This window comes from Paenibacillus roseus (assembly GCF_016424485.1).
Lineage (GTDB): Bacteria > Bacillota > Bacilli > Paenibacillales > Paenibacillaceae > Paenibacillus_D > Paenibacillus_D roseus.
On the sequence record NZ_JAELUP010000022.1, the window covers coordinates 33122 to 53692 of the forward strand.

Consider the following 20571-nt stretch of genomic DNA (forward strand, 5'->3'; position numbering starts at 1 on the left):
AGAGCAGTTCTATTCAAGAGAAAACCACTCCATTATCGGAGTGGTTTCTTCTTTGTATGCTGATGTACATGTTGTGGCTAAACTGTACTTTGTGTTTATATACATTTCGATGAACCATTAGAATGGAAGCCGTCAGCTCACAATCGAGTTGATTTCGCGCGCTTGCCCGTCGAGTCGATGGGCGGCTTCGCCAATGCCTTGGAATTCGTCGACGGCTTGGCGAAGCCGCCTTTGACTCTCGGCCGCGAGGGTGCGGGAGCGGTTCGCGCCTTCGCCGATTTCCCGGAAGCGGGCTTCGATGCCTTCAACGTAGCGGCTCGCTTCCCGGGTCGCCAGCTCCACCTGGGTGGCCAGCTTGCGGACCTCGTTGGCGACGACGCCGAAGGCGAGTCCGTACTCTTTGGCATGAGCCGCCTCGATCGCCGCGTTAAGGGCAAGAAGGCGGGTTTGCTCGGCGACGTCCTTGATCGAGCGGACGATGCCGCGCAGCGTATCAGATTGGCGCTCGAGCTGCCTTAAGGCTGCGATATTGTCTTCGGAGCCCGAGACGACGCTGCCAACGGCCTCCTCCACTTCCCGGCTACGGTTCATGCCCTCGCTGGCTCGGACGAGCAGTTCCTCGGACATCTTCAGCAGCCCGGCCGTCAGCCGTGCCGCCGCCTGCTCGCGGCTGTCGATGTTCGTCGCCAGTTTCAGGACTCCGCAGGGCTGTCCGTCGTCGCCAAGGATCGGCATATAGGTCGCTTCGAGCCAAATCAGGCTGCCGTCTTTGCGCACCCTGCGGATTTTGTCCTGAAACGCTTTGCCCTGCCGCAGTCCTTCCCACAGCTCGACATATTCCGGTCCGTTCCGGAATTCCTCTGTGCACAGCGAGGCGTGACGCATGCCCCGCATTTCCTCCGGAAGATAGCCCATCGTCCGCGCGAAATTGTCGTTGGCGCGCAGCACCCGGCCTTCCGTGTCGAATTCGATCATCGCCAGCGAACTTTCGATGGCTGTAACCATCGAACGAAGCTTCGTGTCTTCTTTGGAGTAGATCTGGGTGCTTACGCTCGCTTCGCTCATGGATGGGCGCTCCCTCGTTTTATCTAGATTATGTTCGACTAGATTGTACAAAATCTATGTGAAAAGAGCAAGACCAGTTCCTTTTTTCCCATAGTTGTGTTACTTGCCATACAACCAGCGGAAAGGCTACGTATTTCTCCTCGTGTACTTTAGCCGTTCGGGAGTAAGTTTCAATCGCCCAGCGTTTGCTGTAGTAGGATAGAATTCTTTCATGTGTCAGCGATATATCCTAGTATTACTCTGAAAGTCTTTTTGGAAAACATCGAGAGGCTTCAAAACAAACAACTGAAGGATGAATTAATGAAGCTGCGCGGGATAATTTACGATAAATTTTTAGAATAGAGAGGTAAGATCATGCTTGACTCCGAAAAAGTAAAATGGTTGATTCAACGTACGGACCGTTAAGCTAACGGGCAGCATAGTTTAAGAATATGCGCGCCGCCAACATTTTGATGTTAATGGGAGCCTTTTGAAGTATACTTCTCTACCATTTTATTCAAATAATCTCGAAATTCTTCAACATAGGTTTTGGGCTCTACTATTTCCAGATCTGTACCGAAGCTCGATAAAAATTGAAATCCATTTCTGTTTTGCGGAACATGGACTGTTGCTAATAAATATTCAGGACTATAGTTTTCAATACTCTTTCGACCGTACCTTTCAATGAATTGATCTTTTATGCCAGGCGAAATCAACGCCTTGACAGCGACTAGTTCCGGTTGATAACTTGCTTCCAGCTCCTGCTCCAACAAATCATCTCTAGGGCTAAACGTTTGTTCATTCATATTCAGATAATCGATCCGAGATAGTTTAAACGTTCTATATGCCATACGTTGCAAACAGAATCCTTTCAGATACCAACTCGTTTCGCTAAAATGAAGCTGATAAGGCTCGACGGTTCTTTTCGTCGTAGTGTCATTTTTATCTATATAATCAAATGAAACGAATCTTCTCTTCAATATGGCTTCTTGACATGTCTTCAAGGTTTGACGAATCTCAGACCGACCCTCCCAATCATAAAAAGACAGTTGAATTGAACCTTTCGGAGCCAATGGGCTAACCATGGCTTCTATTTTTTTGATCGTCACTTCAACTTCTTCGCTAATTAGAATTTGTTCCAATCCACTGAGCGCAGTCCATATATTCTCCAAGTCGGAGCTGCTTAACAGACGTTTATCAACCTTGTATTCATCCATAATGCCGTAGCCGCCATTAATTCCAATAATAGAATAGATCGGGATGTTTGATAAACCCAGTGTTTCCATATCACGAATAATCGTTCTTTTGGAAACGTTAAATAATTGTGCAAATTCTTTTGTTGAAACGATATCTTTTTTCAGCAAGATCATGATGATAGATATTAATCTCTCAACCTTTTCCATCGGTTCCCCTCTTTTTTCTACTTCAGTATGAAACGGTGACATACAGCTGTCACCTCTTATAAATTATACTACATTCATAACAAGAAGGAGGTTATGTTTTATGGCAGCTATTGCATATTTAAGCTTTGATGGAATTGCAGAACAAGTGATTGAATTTTATTCGGAGGCTTTAAGCGCAATTGAAGTAAAAAAAGTGAAATTTGGGGATATCCCGCAAGATCCAAACTACCCAATGCCGGAAAATGAGTTAAATATGATCATGGAGTCTTCCATAGAATTCGCGGGCGGGAAAATCATGATGTCGGACATTTTGCCTTCAATGAAGGCGGTAACAGGCGAGCTGGTGAAAGGGAATACTATTCTGATTAGTCTGGTCATCGATGATAAGCAAAAACTGGAAGAATATTTTAGTCATTTGTCCCTTGGCGGTCATGTCAGCATGCCGTTATCCAATACTCCTTGGTCTTCGTGCTTTGGCATGCTGGTTGATAAATTTGGAGTTGGCTGGAAATTCAATAGCGACGCAGATCAGTTTCTTGATAACGTAATATCCAACAAACAGTAACTCATTCTAAAAAAATGGTCTTCCAGCTGAAGGCCATTTTTTTAGGTATATTTGGCATCATAACAACTGAAATAGGCATGATCGGAGTTCCTCCCCAAGTCACTCAAAAGTTTCACATAGCGCCATCGGAGGCCGGGTGCCTTGTGAATGCATTTGCTTTAATCGTTGCCATTTCAGGCCCATTCCTAACATTACTCGCTTCCGGCATGAATTGAAAAGCAATCTTACTTTCCTCTATCCTGATGTTTGCCATCTCTAATTTGGTGTATGCTTATACTATCAGCTTCGAAGTTATGCTGGCTTTTCGGATTGTTCCTGCATTTTTTCATCCTGTCTTTTTTTCGATTGCGCTTGCGACCGCTGCCAGCCTTGTTCCTCCCGAAATGTAGAAAGGAAATTCTTTTAAAATATGAAAATGGATAATTTAATTCCTGTAAAATCGAGAGAAGAGTTGAGGTTTTGGCTACAGAAAAATAGCAAGACTGGCAAATCTTGCTGGGTCTTGGTCAGTATGAAACCCAAATCGGATACGCTCTTATATTTGGACGCGGTCGAGGAAGCTTTGTGCTTTGGATGGATCGATGGAGTCAAGAAGAAAATATCTGAAACAGAGCTGGCTCAGAGACTGTCCCCTCGAAGCCAAAAAAGTTCATGGACTGAATTGAATAAAGAACGTGTCCGCCACCTCGAAAAGTTAGGGTTGATGACAGACGCAGGAAGAAAGGTTCTTCCTGATATGGATTACGATTCTTTTCGAATCGATCCGGTTATAGAGCAAAGGCTGAAAGAGGAAAAGCAAGTATATGAGAATTTCAAGGCATTTCCGGATCTTTATAAAAGAGTTCGGATCGATACGATACAAAGCATAAAAAACCAACCGGAATTATTTGAGAGCAGATTAGACAAGTTTATAGCAAACACGCGAGAAAACAACATGTACGGCCAATGGAATGATAATGGACGTCTACTAGATATTTAAGTTGCTCTATGGCAATTTTCAAACCTTTAAGCCAGCCAGACTATAGCAGAAAGAGATCTCGCCAACACTTTAACAGTAAACGTCACATCCAGCATCGCTATAATTAGACAGAAATACGAGCCTTTTTATGGTAGTTCGACCCTTAGCGTGCATACAAATAAGTTTGCATTCAAGCAGTTCACAGTATTTACCTAAGTATAAAAATGCCGTTCCCCCTCAAGTCTTCCTATAGAGAAATGAGGGGGTGTTTGACCTATTGCGCCAATGTACAATCCGGCGGCAACCTTCTGTAGAATCGCATCTTTCGCCCTTGTAAGTGGACGACCTTCCCAATTCGCTTACTTCTTCACCAACTCAAAATTGTCAAATGCTGCCCAGTTGTTGGCGTTGGCATCGTTCCAAATGCCGATTTCAACTTGGCCGTTAGTGACGTTAATGTTATCGATAGTGTACTTGGTGTAGCCCGTAATAGGGCTGCTGCCGATTTCGGCGGTCAGTTCCGCTGCGCCGTAGTTTCTAGCGAACAGCCGCAATACCTTCTGTCCTCCCCCGGAGCGTACCCATACGCTGGCTGAGTAGAGGCCATTCGGCACGCTCACCTGCTGGTACGTTAATTGCTGGTATGCAACGGATGCCCAGTGAGTTAATTTGTAGGATCCTCCCAGAGGAAAGTCGGTGTCGACTTTTTGCGCAAGGGTGCCGTTGTCCCACCCGATCCACCCGTTCAGACTCCCGTCTTCAAAGCCTGGGTTTGTCAAAAGATTACCAGGGTCTGGATTAGGATTTCCCCCACCGCCCAGTCTCTTGGCTTTTTGGTCCAGATATAAGGATTGCGGTTGCAAATCGGCTGCCGTGCCAATTCCTTCGACAAAATCTTGTGGAGCTGAGGCGTCGTTGCCGGAAATTGAATACTCTACGTTATTTGCCGCTCCGCGTGTGCCGATGACATAGCCTTGGCCCCACTGCCTCGATTTCACAATGGAGGATTGACCAGATTGATATGCATTTCCGGTTGTATTCCAAAACACGGATTGGCTCGTGGTCCAGCCGTGCTGAACGGTTCCGTATGGCCGGTACACAGCCTCCAGATAATCCCCGTTCATCGTCATGCTGTCGAACAGGTTAGCTACAGATAGATGCATATGGAAATCGGAAGCGAGACGAGGGTAGTTGGAGGTGTTTCTAAAAAAGACGTTGCCGTTTGTCCACATGCTGGACATGGTGAAGCTGTGTCTGGCGTTGGTGGCAACAGAGTTTTGAATCAAGTTATCGCCGCCTTGAACATGATACAAGTATCCGTTTCCGCCTTCACCCCGATATTGAGGCTTTTGGAGATTGGTGTTCTGAATGGTGATGGAGCGGGATTGGTTGATTACTACCCCATGGGACAATAAATGAATATCCGATCCGTTGGAGCTTGGCCTGTAGGAATTCACATTGTCCATCCAGCTGTTCCTGGCATTGGAGAAAGTGACAGCTTTGGAGGCGTGAACATCATAAGCACCTGTACCTGATCTGTTGAAGTCCGTATCGCCCCAACCCGATCCTGTATGCTGTCTCATGCCAATGGAGAGATTTTCTATACCTGCCTCTGTGATGGCTATACCTACTTTATAGACGCGGGCGTTATCCCTTGTCTTGAGCGTATACCGGATTGGAATATCTACGATCAGTGTGTTGGTGGCCGCTTCAATACCGACGATTTGCCGACTGAAGGTCTGCCCCCTTAAAGAAGAATTCCACAGACCGCTCATTCTGTGCTCGGCAATGAAGGCATCGGACGCATCGGCACGGACGATGACAAACTCGTTAAGATTGTATCCGCTTACACTATTTACCGGAATTCTTGTAGATCGAGGCTGAATATCACTTCTGATGGAGGTGGGTGTATTCGTAGGTGAGAACCAGTCTGCTGAGTTAATGGGCGCTACACGAATCACTGCTTTATCCCGCATGCTGGTAGAGTCGTTGAAAATAAAGGTGGATGATTTGCCCGCACCGCGGAGTACCACATTGTTCCTATTGATCCAGATGGCGCTGTTGCTGGACCCTTGCGGTTTGACCTTATAAGTGCCCGGAGGCAAGTATACGATACCACCGCCTGCGTTACCTGCAGCATTGATAGCATTTTGTATGGCATTGGTGGAATCTGCGCCACCGTTCGGGTCCGCACCATATTGGGTTACGACATTATAAGTGGCCCCGGGCGGGTTAGTGGGAATGTCTTTCTCACCCCGCCAGTAGCCTGCATAGCTGAAGTCTTGCAGGAAGCGGCCTTGACCGTCCGTATACGAAGGGGTCCAATTCGCCGGATACAGTGAGCTTCTCCAAGGGGCTCCTGCTGCTGTGTTAACAGGGACGACAATAGAGGTAATCAGGGCAAATACCGGTAAAATTGCGAGCAGTTTGCTAAGCCATTTTTTCTTCATAAGTTTAGCCTCCTCTATAATTTTCTAAAAAGTCCTTACCCTTGTTTTGCCTGTTATTCCATTCCATCACCCCCCTTCATAGAAGCATTGGTATGTTTCCATAATAAATGCCGGATTACTCCTAGATAAAGCGCTTTCACATTTTTGCAAATATAACTAAAGAAAACGATTTCATTTTGCAATATAGAAATAGAAAAACTACTTTGAATTCCATTATAACCTCCCTATGACTCTAAATAAAGTATTATATAGAAAAAAATAGCTTTGTACCCAATTTAGTACTTTAGTCCTACGCCCATTCGTATAATGATGCTTACGGATGCAGCGTTGTATCTGTTATAGGCTGCTAGTAAACTCTTTGTCCTTTCAAATAAAAAGTCAAATTGAGAGATATCCCTGACGCAAGTCTCTATGCTCGAATATATGCTTATCCGCATATGCCTGTCTGTCTTAAAATTCCTTCACATTCCTGAAGTTCATATGGCAAGCCTGTATAATAGCTTTTATGGGCATTCGCACATTTCATTCTCTAACATATACTATCTCGATTACTTTTTCTGGAGGTCGCTATGGACAACTTTCATTTGATCGGCATTAAGGGCAGCGGAATGAGCGCACTAGCCCAAATTCTTTCGGATTTGGGTCATCAAGTTCAAGGAGAAGATATAGACGACTTTCTCTTCACACAAACCCCTCTGGATTCGCGGAATATTCCGCTATATTCGTTCGGAGAGGCTCCATTAAAGCCCAACATGACGGTAATCGCCTCGAATGCTTATGACGATAACCACCCTTCTGTCCTTCGATGCAGACAATGGGGACTCCCTGTGCAGCGTTATCATCATTTTCTAGGTGAATGGATGAAGAATTATACGAGTATTGCAGTGACAGGGGCACACGGCAAGACGACAACGACCGGAATGCTTGTCCATGCGCTGCAAGCAGGGGAAGCGCCATGCAGTCTTATCGGAGACGGGACAGGAACAGGAAATTCGGAATCTGATTTATTTGTATTTGAAAGCTGTGAATACCGTCGGCACTTCCTGGCTTATCAGCCAGATATCGCGGTGATTACGAATATCGATTTTGACCATCCAGACTATTTCGCAGATATTGATGATGTCCGCAGCGCCTTCCAATCCATGGCTTCCCAGACAGGAAAGCAATTGGTCGTATGCGGGGATGATCTTCAAGTACGATTGCTGGATATCGGCAAGGACACCCTTTACTACGGGTTTGGACCAGATAATGGGCTTAGGGCTTCCAATATGGAGGTAGAGCGCGATGGCGTAGCTTTTGATGTTCATTACAAAAATACCGCAATCAACCGCTTCAAAATACCGGTATTCGGAAAGCATAATGTACTTAACGCTTTGGCGGTCATTGGCGTAGCGCTCGTACTGGATCGGGATATGGAGAGCGTCAAGGCGCAGTTGGCTACTTTTGGAGGGGTCAAGCGGAGATTCACCGAAAGACAGTGGGGAAGCAATGTCGTTATTGATGACTACGCTCATCATCCGTCTGAAATCAGGGTAACGCTTGAAGCTGTCCGCAGCAAGTACCCGCAGCAGAAGGTGGTCAGCATCTTCCAGCCCCATACGTATAGCCGCCTGGAGAAGCTTATAGATGATTTCGCCTTGTCATTGAAGGAAGCCGATGACGTATTCCTGTGTCCAATATTCAGCTCCGCCAGAGAAGCGTCCGGTACCGTTTCTATCGAAGACCTGAGAGCACGGATTCCCAATGCCCGAATTGTCTCCGACGACATCCTCTCTGAGATGTCCAGCTATGACGATTCGATTCTGGTCTTCATGGGTGCTGGAGATATCCAGAAGTATCAGGAGCTGTTGCTGCAGCCTTGAGCGGCAGGTATATAAGACATATTAAAATAATTAGCCCTGTCATGACAACTTTTGTTCTGGCAGGGCTTTTGACGCTGAGAGACACCGCTGTCCCAATTACAGACCGTAGAATAAAGAGTTACATAGTTCGGAAAAACACTTCACACGGAGGCCGTGGTCGAAAGCCTGCAAAGATTGGGAACCATTTTCACAAAAAGCTCTTGATTCCTGATCCGCAAAGCCACAAAATAGGGAAAGTAGCTGCAGCCGCCCTGACAGCTATGAGAGGCACTACACAAGACATATAATTGAAAGGTGAACATCGTATCATGGGACCATCTCAACCTGCTCTTCAACATGAGACGACCGCGAAGAAGTCATTCCCCATCTCGTTGCTGTCCTTAACCGTCGGCGCTTTTGCCATCGGGATGGCGGAGTTTGTCATTATGGGGATTCTCCCCAATGTTGCCGATGATCTGAGCGTCAGTATCTCTGCGGCAGGACAGCTCATCACCATGTATGCGCTCGGAGTAGCGGTAGGCGCTCCGATCCTGACCGTCTTAACGCACAAAATACCGCAAAAGAAGCTGCTATGCTTCCTGATGGGGCTATTTATTTTCGGCAATTTCATGGCTGTCGTGGCCCCTAATTATGCTATCCTCATGGTCGCTCGACTCATATCTGCGCTCACGCACGGTACATTCTTTGGGGTCGGGGCCGTAATCGCTTCAAACCTGGTTCATCCCGACAAACGGGCCGGGGCTGTCTCTATGATGATGGCAGGCCTTACGATCGCCAACATTATCGGAGTGCCAATCGGGACCTTTATTGGGCAAAACATGGGCTGGCGAGCTTCCTTCGCCGCGATTGCACTTATGGGCGTTGTGACGATGATCGGTATTATCATCTTTATTCCGAAGCTTAAGCAGGAGAAAGCTCCGAGCATGATGCAGCAAATCTCGGCACTCATCAATCCGCGGCTGCTGATTTTCCTGTTCATTGCCGTATTGGGCAATGCAGGGCTGTTTGCGGTTTTCACCTACATTACACCTTTGCTCGTGCAGGTAACCGGATTTGCCGAGCATAGCGTGACGTGGATTCTGATCCTGTTCGGTGTCGGCGTCACAATGGGTAATCTGATCGGCGGTAAGCTTGCTGACTGGAAGCTGATGCCTGCCATTCTGGGCATTTACTTCACTATAAGCGTTCTCCTGACGGTGTTTACCTTCACCGTCTATAATCCGGTTACTGCTGTCATCACGATCTTCCTGTGGGGGGCTGCTTCCTTTGCCGCATTCCCGGGCATGCAGGTACGGATTATGAGCCTCGCGCAGTCAGCGCCGGCTCTGGCCTCGACGACGAGCCACTCTGCCGGTAATCTGGGCAATGCAACAGGCGCCTTCATCGGCGGAATGGTCATTACCCATATGTCTCTGGCCTCCCTCCCTTGGGTTGGCGCGATCCTCGTAGGGCTTGCACTGATTCTGGGGATCGTATGCTTGCTTTGGGACCGCAAATATGAGCGTGCATAGGAGTGTGAATGATAGAGAGCCCCGGCTTCGCGGAGAAGCCGGGCTTGTATTTTTCATGCATGATTTGAGATATCTCACACTCATATATAATCGGATTTAAATGATCAGAACCAGGAACCGATATTTATCTTCTTGAATTTATTTGGTAATGATTGTTTATTTTTATTGACCGAATTTTTCCTAATCATTATAATAGAGGTAATTCACTTGTTATTCGACCCTACAGGTTTTTTTTTTGCTGGCCGGAATCATCTGGTCAAACATCTAACTCCTAAAACATTAATAATGAGCTCGTTTATTCAAATAAACCTCACCCCAGGCTCTTCCACAAAACTCTTTATGAGCATATCTTCACCTGCACAGCCAGTTCAATCAACTTCTTCCTCAAGTCTCGGTCCGTTCTGAACCGGATTTTTTGAATAACTCTCCAAGATTCCCGCTGAGAATTAACATCGTCTACATGCCATGAACTTCTCATACTTGTCTGTTATCATTCAACATGCTTTTTAACACCATAAGGAGGTGGTGAATAGCCTATAATTGACGTCCAATTTCCTGTACAAGCTCTAATTAGTATCGTAGTGAACATGCCATTCTATTAAGGCAAAGGCTTCTTTTTCGTTGTCCACCAACCGTATTCCAAGGAGGATTTCGCTATGAAAAAATTAAATTTTATTTTGCTTGTGATGGTGATGCTATTCACCTTTACCGGCACTGCATTCGCCAATCAACGCGTAACAACTGGAACATACACACACTCCGGCGGCAATCTCCAGGTGAATTATTTTGCCTATGATTCACATGTGCACGGGTTCTTGACAGTTAATATTTATAAAGTAACGGCAAGCGGTGACGTCTTTATTACTTCTTTCAATGAAGAAGGCGGCAGACCCGGCCATGATATTCATCAAGGCTCCTGGAGTCTGGGCAACCAGCCCGCGGGAACCTATAAGTATGTAGCTACCGTACCGGATGCCTGGATGGGACCTTCAATTTGGTTCAGTTGATTCGAAAGCGTTTTAACCCGTATTGTCATTGAACAAGCTGATGCCGGTTGTAATCATACGCCCGTCAAACAGGCAGGGTATGATCACAACCGGCATCAGTTGTTATCCTTGCTTGGGGCCTATAGCTTAATGAATATTCCAGAACAAAAATACACTCCATGTTTTCTTCGTAACATGAGTGTATTTTTGTTCTTTTAAGTTACAACTATTTATTAATAATCAATTGTAAACCCATTCTCCCACTCCCACTCATCCCCAAGAAAACTTCCGAAATCCACTGAAATTGGTCCAAAACTAACACTAGGGGAGATTACAGTCCATGGATGTGCATAGCTTACAACCCATTTGCCAGTTGTACCTCCATAAGACTTCAGAATCCTAACTGTTTCAAGTACCCTTCTGACTTCTCTAACTATAAATTGACCCATGTTCAAATTTCTCCAAAATGTATAATTATGATAAAATTAGGTGTATGTATTCTGCCTCTGAATACCTTCGAAAGCTAAGAAATGAGGTGTATTATGGGCAAACAAAAGGTTATGATTTTATTTTTGGTACTGCTACTTATTACCTTCTTATATTATAATTTTATGTTTAGCAGTACTTTTGCAATTGTAACACTGGATGAGAAAATTGAAACTTATGAAAACAGCAATAAATTCATTAAATTAAAGTTTGAAGATAACAGCACAGTTAAAGTTAAAGTGCCGGATATCGTATGGCCTTTTCTCAAAATCGGTGCAGAATACAGCGTAAAATACAAACAAAATTTAATGCGGGGACCTTTTGTAACAAGAATAAATCCACTAAATAAAACTGGTTCGGACTAATACCCACGCCCTTAGTTTTCTAAGAAAGCAAATAAAAGCAATGCTCTTATCCATCTGTGATATATAAGCAATCAACAAAGGAGAACGATACCATAACCGTTCTCCTTTACTGATTGCACATATTAAGTTGCTGAAAGGTACAAAACTAGCTACCACTTTGTCAATAGCTAGTTTTTGTGTTGCCAGTATTTTGTCCTAAGTCCCGCAAAACGTCTGATACGGTATCTTTGAGCTTGGGGGCGCCTTGGCATATTCGGCTTGCTCCTCAGAATGTGCATATGGATTCCGAATTGCATGAAGCAGTTCTTCCATTACACTGTAATCCGCCTCATTCTCAGCGGCCTCCAGCGCCTCCTCCACACGGTGATTACGAGGAATCACTGCCGGGTTGCTTCGCTTCATCAGCTCCTGAGAGGCTTCCCATGGCTCCTGCTGCCGCTGCAACCGGGCCTGCCAACGCTCCTGCCACTCCGCAAATTCACTGCTGCCATGCAGATTCGAGCAATCTTTTCGGTTAAAGGTCATATCCAGAAATGTATTCGTATAATCGGCCTGATGCACGTGCATGATCGCAAGCAGACTTTCAATCAGTTCCCCGTCCAACTCCTCCCGATCAAACAGTCCAAGCTTTGCTCTCATCCCATCCAACCAGTGCCTGCGGAACAGCTCGGGGTACTCAGATATCGCATCCTGAGCGATAATAACAGCCTCTTCATTATTCTCATGAAAGAGTGGCAGCAATGTCTCGGCAAACCTTGCAAGGTTCCATCCAGCAATCTGCGGCTGATTTCCAAAAGCATAGCGGCCTTCTGTATCGATTGAACTGAATACTGTCCCGGAATCATAAGTGTCCATAAACGCACATGGGCCATAATCGATCGTCTCTCCGCTAATCGCCATATTGTCCGTATTCATGACCCCATGAATAAAACCAACAAGCTGCCACTTCGCAATGAGAGACGCCTGACGCCTCACAACTTCCCGGAACAATTGAAGGTAACGGTCAGCGGAGCCATCGATGCTCGGAAAATGCCTCTTCAACACATAATCCGCCAGTTCTCTAATCTCCCCGTCCTTGCCCCAATTCGCAGCATATTGAAAAGTCCCTACCCGGATATGGCTCGCAGCGACACGGGTCAAAATAGCCCCTGGGAGCTCGGTCTCCCGCAATATATGCTCGCCAGTCTTAACCACAGCAAGACTGCGGGTTGTCGGAATTCCCAGGCCATGCATCGCTTCGCTGATGATATACTCGCGCAACATCGGTCCAAGCGCCGCCCGTCCATCGCCGCCCCGCGAATATGGCGTTCTGCCGGAGCCCTTCAGTTGAATGTCAAAACGTTCACCGGACGGTGTAATCTGTTCACCGATCAACAGTGCGCGCCCGTCACCCAGCCTGTTAAAATACCCGAATTGATGCCCTGCGTAAGCCTGCGCCAGCGGCTCCGCCCCTTCGGGAACATCGTTTCCGGCAAATACAGCCACCCCTTCGTCCGTTTCCAGCATCTGCGGATTTAACCCTAATGCCTCTGCAAGCGGCCGATTTAAAATCATTAGTTTCGGGCTGGTTACCGGATTTGTCTGTAGTTTCGTATAAAATAATTCGGGGAGACGGGCATAGCTATTGTCAAAATTCCATCCTGCTCCCGTAGCTTGAGTATTCTTCACCATGGTTGATCCTCTTCTCGTGAGTTGGCTTGAAATGCGCTTCTCACCTAAGTATACCCTTTTATTTAAGAGATGACCTCCTGGCAAGAGAATTTCGTCTCCCCAGCAGTTTTGTAATTAGAAAAGGTTTATATATCTCTACTCGCAGGTAAACTCTAAAACTGCATCTTTAGTCTGTTGTTCAAACTCGAACCGCCCACGATTATTAGGGTCCAGAGATTCTACATGTTCCAAGTCATAGCCTTTCGCTCCGAAAGCTTCAAAAGCATTACCTTTTTCCAATAATCCTACTGGGAATAAGGAAGCAAGCCCATCCTTACGAACAATCCAAGCCATAATTATATCTTGATATTCAAAAAAATCAGCAATATACACCCGGGCCCCGAGCCACTTTTCACCCTCAGCACCACTAGGGAAATCTTCACAAAGTACAAACCTTAAATAGACTTCGGCAGCTGCGATCATTTTGTTCTTACGGGGCGAATTTCCATAGTTTGGCTTTTGGGCCTCTTTCACAGATACAGAAAAATCTTCTACCACCTTATAATTCCCTTGTGGCCAGCCTCTTTCATCTTTAGACACCTGTCCGTCTCCATAAACAATACCATCTTTTGTAGTCAAGATTAGCAGCCATTCGCCGATATTGGCTTTTACGTATAACTTTTTTTCTGACACATCTTCATACTGCCGCACCTCCATACTAATGTTCTTATGGATATAAGGTTCGAAGCTTTTCTCGCTTATTGACTCATTAAGACGATCAGGTTCAGTCCACATGCGGTAATTAATGTATTCTTCTGTTGCAACTTTAACATTGTTGAGAGTAAAGCCTTCGGGAAGAGCTGTATCCTTTAGGTTTTTTTTTTCAGTATTATCACTATTAGAGCAAGCAGAAACGAGTAAGATAATATACAATAGGAAAAAAAAACATAAAAAAAATTTTTTCTTCATGTTAAACACTCCTGGTTTTAAATTAACCAAAAAGGTAATGCAGCAGGAATTGAATCACCTGCTGCACTAAACGGATATTACATAAAAACTCAGTCTAGATTAAAAAATATATTGTGTCGCAGTCTCTTCTGAGCAGAATTCAAATCCGCGTGAGATGTGATGGAATCCTTTTTTGATGGATTTTGAAATGATGTTGTCGTATCAAAAACAATGACTACGTTTTTTATATTAATATAATTATTATCCATTTTGTATCTTAAACCAGTGCCTGATGGCGTCTTGTCCTGACTGTTGGTTCCTGTTAAAAAGTAGGATAGGCCCACAAAAAATAATTGGTTCGATATTCCAGGAGCTTTAGGTATCAGACTGTTATAATCAGAAATACTGGATGTGTACGTAAATGTACAAGCTGACCATATAGCAGTATTCCATCGGTTGGAACTCGTGTTAGGAACTCGAGCATTTTCTGTACCACCCTGTCCCCCTGTTAATGGCTCAAATGCTCCCGATTTTGTAGCGACCCCTCTAAATGTATTGCCTCCAAATTCAGATGAATTTGCATTTTTACGATTAATAAGTACCCATGCTACAGCATATTGATCTCCTTCATTTAATACATTCTCCCCATATAATAAACGGGCCAATAACTCAATATCTGATAGACTATTATACCAAGATGAGCTGTAAGTAAGAGGCTTGCCAAAATTAGTATCGTTCAAACTAGTAGTTTGACAGCTTTGTATTTGCATGATTAATTGATAATCAGCAAAAGGGGTGACAATAGAATCATTATTCTTTAGAACATCATTGAGTGAAGGTGGCTGCAGCTTCACAGCGCCTTTTAAAAATTCATTTCTACTTGAATCATAGTATCTGGAACCGGTATAGTACCAACCTGTTTCTTTATCATAATAAAATGAGTGTAGCCGAATCAGATTGAGAGTTCCTATAAAAGATTCGTCTGAACTCTTATCGACCCAGTTTCCTTCATAATCTTGTCCTAAAATAGAAGAAGTCTCCCCATTACTATTATATTCATACTTTGCAATAATAGATTGGCTATCATCTCTAATAGAAACCACATTAAGATCATGATCCTTCTCGTAGTAATAATCCGAGTTGTCTAGCGTAAATCCCGCTATTGCCTCTAAGTCATCATAAATATATGAAATATTATAGCTACCTCTAAGTTCAGCATCTATTTTAGCACAAAATCCAAAAATATCAATAAATACTTTTATAAGGTATTTTATTTGTTTTGGAACAATTTAATCTATTTCCTGGGATTTCATTTAAAATCGGTGCTCGGCAGAAGAGGATCGCAACGGAGTAGCAGAGGAATTAATGCTTATATTTGAATAAAAAACAGGAATTAAAAACCATATATTTAAATTCTAACATTAAATTGGAATTCGCCGTGACAGGCCTTTTGCCCGATGAATGGAGTAAGCAAACCTGATATTTTCATAGTGAAGCTGGTATGCTATTGACGAAATACACCCCTTATCCTTTTAATTAATATAGACAGCTACTAAATTCATACGCCTAACTACAGGAGGACGTTTATGATTCGAGAAGCCTATACCGAAGACTTAGCTTCCATACAGGAATTCATTCATAAGACCGTAGATGTCATGCATGAGGAAGGAAGCGACCAATGGGACTCATCATACCCGCAAATCAGGCATTTTAAAGAGGATATTGAGCATCACTCCCTTTATGTTAAGGAGACGGACGAGGGGGTCCAGGCTTGTATTACTGTCGACCAGAAGATGGCATCTCTATATAAGGACATAGCATGGACTCACCCGGAAGATCCTGCTATGACCTTTCATCGGCTTGCCGTAAACCCCCATGCCCGTAAAGGCGGGCTTGCTAAAGAGCTGATCCAGTTCGCAGAGAATCTTGCCGCGGCACAAGGAATCCGCTGGATTCGCATCGATACCTATTCCTTGAATTATAAGGCGCAAACACTTTTCACACGCCTGGGCTACACTAAAAAAGGGGAAATCGTCTACCCCGGCAAATCCCACCCGTTTTATTGCTATGAAAAGGATTTACAGGAATGATTGATTTAGATGGCTGCTCTAGTATTTTATAGCCCTTGTTGCGATCGAAGTATCGATATAGCGATCCAGAGCCGTCCCGTTCTTATCCTCGTAGAATCCGGCAATGAGAAAACCGGCGTCAATTTGTCCTTGAATTTGATCGTGCAGCGTGTGACCGAACAAGATACCGTCCGATGCAACTTCTTCAAACTCCTCTTTGGAGAGGCCGGTCAGGTCAGAATAAGGAATTGAATGCCTTACAACGAATTCCCCTTGGTTCAGCGCCTTCACATCGAAAATATATTCGACCGGGTTGCCAAATCCCGACAACAGCGCTCCACCCTTTTTCAGCACTCGGTATGCTTCTCTCCATACCGGAAGGACCGAATCTACAAAACCGTTGGACCACGGGTGGACAATGACATCAAAGCTCTCGTCTTCAAAAATAGACAAATCTCTCATATCCCCCTGTACGGTTTTGAGCTGCAGCCCGTCCCGCTTGGCAACCCATTCATCCTTTTGAAGTTGCTTAAGGCTATAATCGAATACCGTAACGTTCGCACCCGCAGCAGACAAAATAGGGCCCTGCTGTCCGCCCCCCGAAGCCAGACATAAAATTGTCTTGCCCATTAACGATTTAGGGAACCAGCTTTTGGGGACAGGCTTTTGGTTCGTAAGTACAATGGTCCAATCCCCTTGTTTGGCGTGTTGGACGGCTTCACTGCTGACAGGTGTGGACCAGACGTCACAAGCTTCCGCTTTTCATCCCATTTCTCACGATTATAAGATAAATAGTCGATGGAGCATCCTCCTTTAGTTGAAAAGTTTCCCTGTACACATCCGCCTACTGCTTCATAATTATCGGACCATTCTTTCCACTTGTCTACTTGGCCTTACGATGTTATTGTAAAATAACTCCGCAGTACTACTATTTTCACGACAAGTTGCAGGCAGGCTGCGCAGACGATATCCACAGGGTAAAATTGAATTTAGAGGCGTAAACCGCCAGTTGTTTTTTGGAAACACAATGTCGAATCTTAAGGGGAGTTATTCGTGAAACCACTCATTCCCACTCCAAAGGAAATGAAGCCGATGCAAAACCGCATCTCTCATGCCCTTCACCAATTCGTACGCTTTGGGTGGCAACAAGCGTTGTCCTGTGTATTTCCCGTCGTTATCTTCGCCTCCCTGGCACTGACACAAGTTATCTCCCTGCCATGGCTGCCCCGTTACGACTGGATGCTGATTATCTGCCTGGCCATGCAGGTGTGGATGGTGCGATCAGGATTGGAAACACGGGATGAGCTGAAAGTAATTACTGTTTTTCACCTGATTGGCCTCGCTCTGGAATTGTTCAAGGTTCGCATGGGGTCCTGGTCGTACCCGGGAGAAGGCTGGACGAAGATATACGGCGTCCCCCTGTATAGCGGATTTATGTATGCCAGTGTAGCCAGTTACCTTTGCCAAGCCTGGCGGCGTCTCAAAGTCGATCTTGTGTACTGGCCCTCGCTATGGCTGGTCACCCCGCTTGCTGCCGCGATCTATCTGAATTTCTTCACTCACCATTATTGGATTGATATTCGCTGGTGGCTGTCAGCTTTGGTGTTGATCGTATTTTGGCGAACATGGGTTACTTATGAGGTCGGTCGCCATCGCTACCGGATGCCGCTCGCCCTGTCCTTTGTGCTTATTGGTTTTTTTATCTGGATCGCTGAGAATATTGCCACTTTCTTTCGCGCATGGGAATATCCGAACCAGACCGATACCTGGCGACTGGTCCATGTAAGCAAGGTCAGCTCCTGGCTTTTGCTCGTTATCGTCAGCTTTCTGATTGTCGCCACATTAAAGCAAGTCAAGGGACAACGCCCTCCAGGTATATCGGATAAGCACCAAACGATACGACAGTAAAGAAACAGGTCGATCCTACAACACATTTTACATGGTTGTCGGACCGACCTGTTTTGTTGCCGAAACCTTTACTGTATTACTCGTTAATCAAATTCGATTTTTGCAGCAACCGCTGCATGATTGTCGCAACTTCTGCCCTCGTAATAAAGGTCTGAGGCGCTAACATATTACCGTTCTTGCCAGAGATAACTCCTGAACTCACACTATCAGCAACTCCACTCAACGCCCATTGCGAGACACTTTCGGAATCCGAGAATGATTGCAGGATAGCCGTCCCGCTTTGCCCCGCACGAGCTCCTTGCAGTCCCGTGATTGCCATTGCTTTGGATACGATCAACATAGCCTGCTCACGGGTAATCTTCTCGTTCGGACGGAAAGTACCGTCCTTAAATCCATTGATTAACTGATACTCGTGAGCTGTCTGGATTGCCTGGCTGTACCAATCCGAACTCTTCACGTCCACGAAGCTGCTCTGACTGTTCTCCAGTTTAAGACCCAGGCCGCGCACTACGATAGCTGCAAACTCTGCACGGGTAATATCCCGATCCGGGCTGAACTGTCCGTTCTTTGCTCCCTGGATAACCATCCGTGAACCCATGTTATTGATAGCCTGCTTAGCCCAGTGATTGGCTACGTCCTTGAATTCCACCGGATGCCACACGATCGTATAGGTACTGTTGGTCAGGCTGTTGATCTTTGCAAAATATTTGCCACCCGTAAGAACAATTTTTGTCGGGACGTGGCGGACCGTTCCATCAGGCTCCACCACTACACCTGTAGTTAAACGATTCGGAGCGACTCCTTCTGGAATCGCAATTGTCCGTTCCACATAAGCATTAAACTTCGTTACTTCCACAGTCCGGTCGCCATACACCGCTTTTACACTAAAATTCACTGGCGGTACGGCGATTATGAGCCCATTCGCAGATGCCGCATTCTTGACCAGTTGAACCGTCTCGCTTGAAGGCGCTGCAATTTCTATCCAGATTTTAATGTCTTTCAGTTCAATATTCGCGCCAAATTGTTTAGAAATAGCATCAATGTTGATCTGCTGGGCCGGAATCAAGTAAGAACCCCGTCCAGTCTGAACTTCCAGCAATGCCTTTCTCTTTTCCATGCTTTTCACCATATTTCCATTCAGTTCGCCAATGATAACCTCGCTGCTCGAACTTACCGGAATGGTGATAACAGCTCCTTCCGCTTCTGCCTCCAGACGCTGCTGAAGTTTTTCCTCATCCAGGACGATTCGCGTCACTTTTTGGCCACGCACTTCTTCGGTAATTGCTGTTCCTGCATGGATGACTTTCCCATTGACGAGAACATTTACACCCTTGTCTGCAGGTTGAGTTTCAGATGAATCGGATGATGGACTATCATTATAATTACTGCTGCTCGGCTCGTATGGAACCACGTAGTTCGATCGCTCAGACGAGTCGCTGCTGCCCACTGCGTTTTTAGCTTTGACTGTGAACACGTATGTGGTTCCATTCGTCAGGCCTGTGACAGTGATTGAACTTGAGTCTGCGTCTCCTGTTGCTACCAAATCCCCATTGGAATTGAACACTTCATAACCGGTAATCGCGCTTCCACCGTTGTCAGCAGGAGGTGTGAATGTGATCTTTACTGTCCCTGATCCGGAAACCGCGACCACGTTGGTCGGAATCCCCGGTACCGTTACAGGCGTAGCACTCACTACGTTAGAAGCCGGGCTATCTCCCCCTGGATTCGTAGCCTTAACCAAGAAATAGTAAGTCGTGCCGTTCGTAAGCCCGGTAACATCGTAACTGTGAACGGAATCGCTGACGGTTATGACAGGATCGCCAAACGTATCTGGAGTTACGGACTGATAAATTTTGTAACCGGTCGATCCATCTACCAGATTCCAGGTCAGACTTACCTTCGAATTTCCGGCAACCGGCTGCTCAAGCACCGGCGCACCTGGCGCAGGAACTTGCGGAGTGGCATTGACTTCATTGGAGGCGCTACTTTCGCCGGCCTCGTTTACTGCCTTGACCACAAAATAATAGGAAACACCATTTGTTAAATTCTCAGCCAGGTAACTATAGGTTGAGCCATCTACAGTCGCTACAGGATCACTATATTGGCCGTGCACACTGCTCTGATAAATACGGTAACCTGCTGCAAATGGAACTTCTGTCCAACTAATTGAAACGGTTGCATCCCCCGAAACCACTGTTTGAATTTGTGGCGCTGCAGGCACTTCCAAGTTCCACTTCGCATACAGGGTTATGTCTCCTGCAGGTACGGTATCATTTTCAAAGTTCCACGCATTCGTTAACTCTGCTTCCTTGTACCAGCCGCTAAAGTTGTAGCCTGGCTTCGATGGTTCCTGCGGTTCCGTAATC

At 45.6% G+C, this 20571-nt stretch carries 16 protein-coding genes and 2 pseudogenes; 9 read left to right on the forward strand and 9 right to left on the reverse strand.

The features are described 5' to 3' along the window. Positions 1 to 132 precede the first annotated feature (132 nt). Entirely contained in the window at positions 133 to 1065 is a 933-nt protein-coding gene (locus tag JFN88_RS07860; protein ID WP_199018774.1) for a methyl-accepting chemotaxis protein, read from the reverse strand. Between the two features lie 455 nt (positions 1066 to 1520). Next, positions 1521 to 2447, reverse strand: coding sequence for a helix-turn-helix transcriptional regulator (locus tag JFN88_RS07865; protein ID WP_199018791.1), 927 nt, complete (start codon positions 2445 to 2447; stop codon positions 1521 to 1523). 100 nt (positions 2448 to 2547) lie between these two features. Here JFN88_RS07865 and JFN88_RS07870 point away from each other — a divergent pair, with 100 nt between their 5' ends. The 3 genes and pseudogenes from JFN88_RS07870 to JFN88_RS07875 all read left to right on the forward strand — a co-directional run bounded on the left by JFN88_RS07870 (position 2548) and on the right by JFN88_RS07875 (position 3991). Continuing rightward, entirely contained in the window at positions 2548 to 3012 is a 465-nt protein-coding gene (locus JFN88_RS07870) for a VOC family protein (protein WP_199018775.1), read from the forward strand. Between the two features lie 14 nt (positions 3013 to 3026). Further along, positions 3027 to 3395, forward strand: a pseudogene (locus JFN88_RS24465) (MFS transporter); the annotation flags it as partial. 26 nt (positions 3396 to 3421) lie between these two features. Further along, positions 3422 to 3991 carry a YdeI/OmpD-associated family protein gene (locus JFN88_RS07875; RefSeq protein ID WP_199018776.1) on the forward strand — a complete coding sequence of 190 codons (570 nt, stop codon included), beginning with the start codon at positions 3422 to 3424 and terminating at the stop codon, positions 3989 to 3991. A 338-nt stretch (positions 3992 to 4329) separates the two neighbouring features. Here the strand turns inward: JFN88_RS07875 and JFN88_RS07880 are convergent, their stop codons facing one another. Further along, on the reverse strand, positions 4330 to 6420 hold the full coding sequence (locus JFN88_RS07880) for a glycosyl hydrolase family 28-related protein (protein ID WP_199018777.1): 2091 nt from the start codon (positions 6418 to 6420) through the stop codon (positions 4330 to 4332). A gap of 569 nt (positions 6421 to 6989) precedes the next feature. On the opposite strand from JFN88_RS07880, the gene murC reads away from it, so the two are divergent. From murC to JFN88_RS07895, 3 genes are all read left to right on the forward strand, one after another. Beyond that, a complete protein-coding gene (murC, locus tag JFN88_RS07885) occupies positions 6990 to 8282 on the forward strand; it encodes a UDP-N-acetylmuramate--L-alanine ligase (protein WP_199018778.1) in 1293 nt (430 codons plus the stop codon). 308 nt (positions 8283 to 8590) lie between these two features. Beyond that, positions 8591 to 9793 carry an MFS transporter gene (locus JFN88_RS07890; protein WP_199018779.1) on the forward strand — a complete coding sequence of 401 codons (1203 nt, stop codon included), beginning with the start codon at positions 8591 to 8593 and terminating at the stop codon, positions 9791 to 9793. Between the two features lie 656 nt (positions 9794 to 10449). Beyond that, a complete protein-coding gene (locus JFN88_RS07895; protein ID WP_199018780.1) occupies positions 10450 to 10800 on the forward strand; it encodes a hypothetical protein in 351 nt (116 codons plus the stop codon). Between the two features lie 212 nt (positions 10801 to 11012). On the opposite strand, the gene JFN88_RS07900 is transcribed toward JFN88_RS07895, so the two are convergent. Continuing rightward, positions 11013 to 11228 (reverse strand): hypothetical protein, encoded by a 216-nt coding sequence (locus tag JFN88_RS07900; RefSeq protein WP_199018781.1) that lies wholly within the window; start codon positions 11226 to 11228, stop codon positions 11013 to 11015. Between the two features lie 93 nt (positions 11229 to 11321). On the opposite strand from JFN88_RS07900, the gene JFN88_RS07905 reads away from it, so the two are divergent. Continuing rightward, complete coding sequence (locus tag JFN88_RS07905; RefSeq protein WP_199018782.1) at positions 11322 to 11630, forward strand: hypothetical protein; 309 nt, start codon at positions 11322 to 11324, stop codon at positions 11628 to 11630. Positions 11631 to 11825: 195 nt separating this feature from the next. Here JFN88_RS07905 and JFN88_RS07910 read toward each other — a convergent pair whose 3' ends face one another. From JFN88_RS07910 to JFN88_RS07920, 3 genes are all read right to left on the reverse strand, one after another. Further along, positions 11826 to 13301 (reverse strand): protein adenylyltransferase SelO, encoded by a 1476-nt coding sequence (locus JFN88_RS07910; RefSeq protein WP_199018783.1) that lies wholly within the window; start codon positions 13299 to 13301, stop codon positions 11826 to 11828. A 135-nt stretch (positions 13302 to 13436) separates the two neighbouring features. Continuing rightward, positions 13437 to 14249 (reverse strand): hypothetical protein, encoded by an 813-nt coding sequence (locus tag JFN88_RS07915; RefSeq protein ID WP_199018784.1) that lies wholly within the window; start codon positions 14247 to 14249, stop codon positions 13437 to 13439. Positions 14250 to 14338: 89 nt separating this feature from the next. Then, positions 14339 to 15331, reverse strand: coding sequence for a cell wall hydrolase (locus JFN88_RS07920; RefSeq protein WP_199018785.1), 993 nt, complete (start codon positions 15329 to 15331; stop codon positions 14339 to 14341). 483 nt (positions 15332 to 15814) lie between these two features. On the opposite strand from JFN88_RS07920, the gene JFN88_RS07925 reads away from it, so the two are divergent. Then, positions 15815 to 16318: a GNAT family N-acetyltransferase gene (locus JFN88_RS07925; protein ID WP_199018786.1), complete on the forward strand. Its 504-nt coding sequence runs from the start codon at positions 15815 to 15817 to the stop codon at positions 16316 to 16318. A gap of 18 nt (positions 16319 to 16336) precedes the next feature. Here the strand turns inward: JFN88_RS07925 and JFN88_RS07930 are convergent. Further along, positions 16337 to 17097, reverse strand: a pseudogene (locus JFN88_RS07930) (class I SAM-dependent methyltransferase). 292 nt (positions 17098 to 17389) lie between these two features. Here JFN88_RS07930 and JFN88_RS07935 point away from each other — a divergent pair. Then, positions 17390 to 18205 carry a DUF817 domain-containing protein gene (locus tag JFN88_RS07935; protein ID WP_199018792.1) on the forward strand — a complete coding sequence of 272 codons (816 nt, stop codon included), beginning with the start codon at positions 17390 to 17392 and terminating at the stop codon, positions 18203 to 18205. Between the two features lie 76 nt (positions 18206 to 18281). Here the strand turns inward: JFN88_RS07935 and JFN88_RS07940 are convergent. Continuing rightward, positions 18282 to 20571: S-layer homology domain-containing protein (locus JFN88_RS07940; RefSeq protein ID WP_199018788.1), on the reverse strand; the 2290-nt coding region annotated here is incomplete at its 5' end.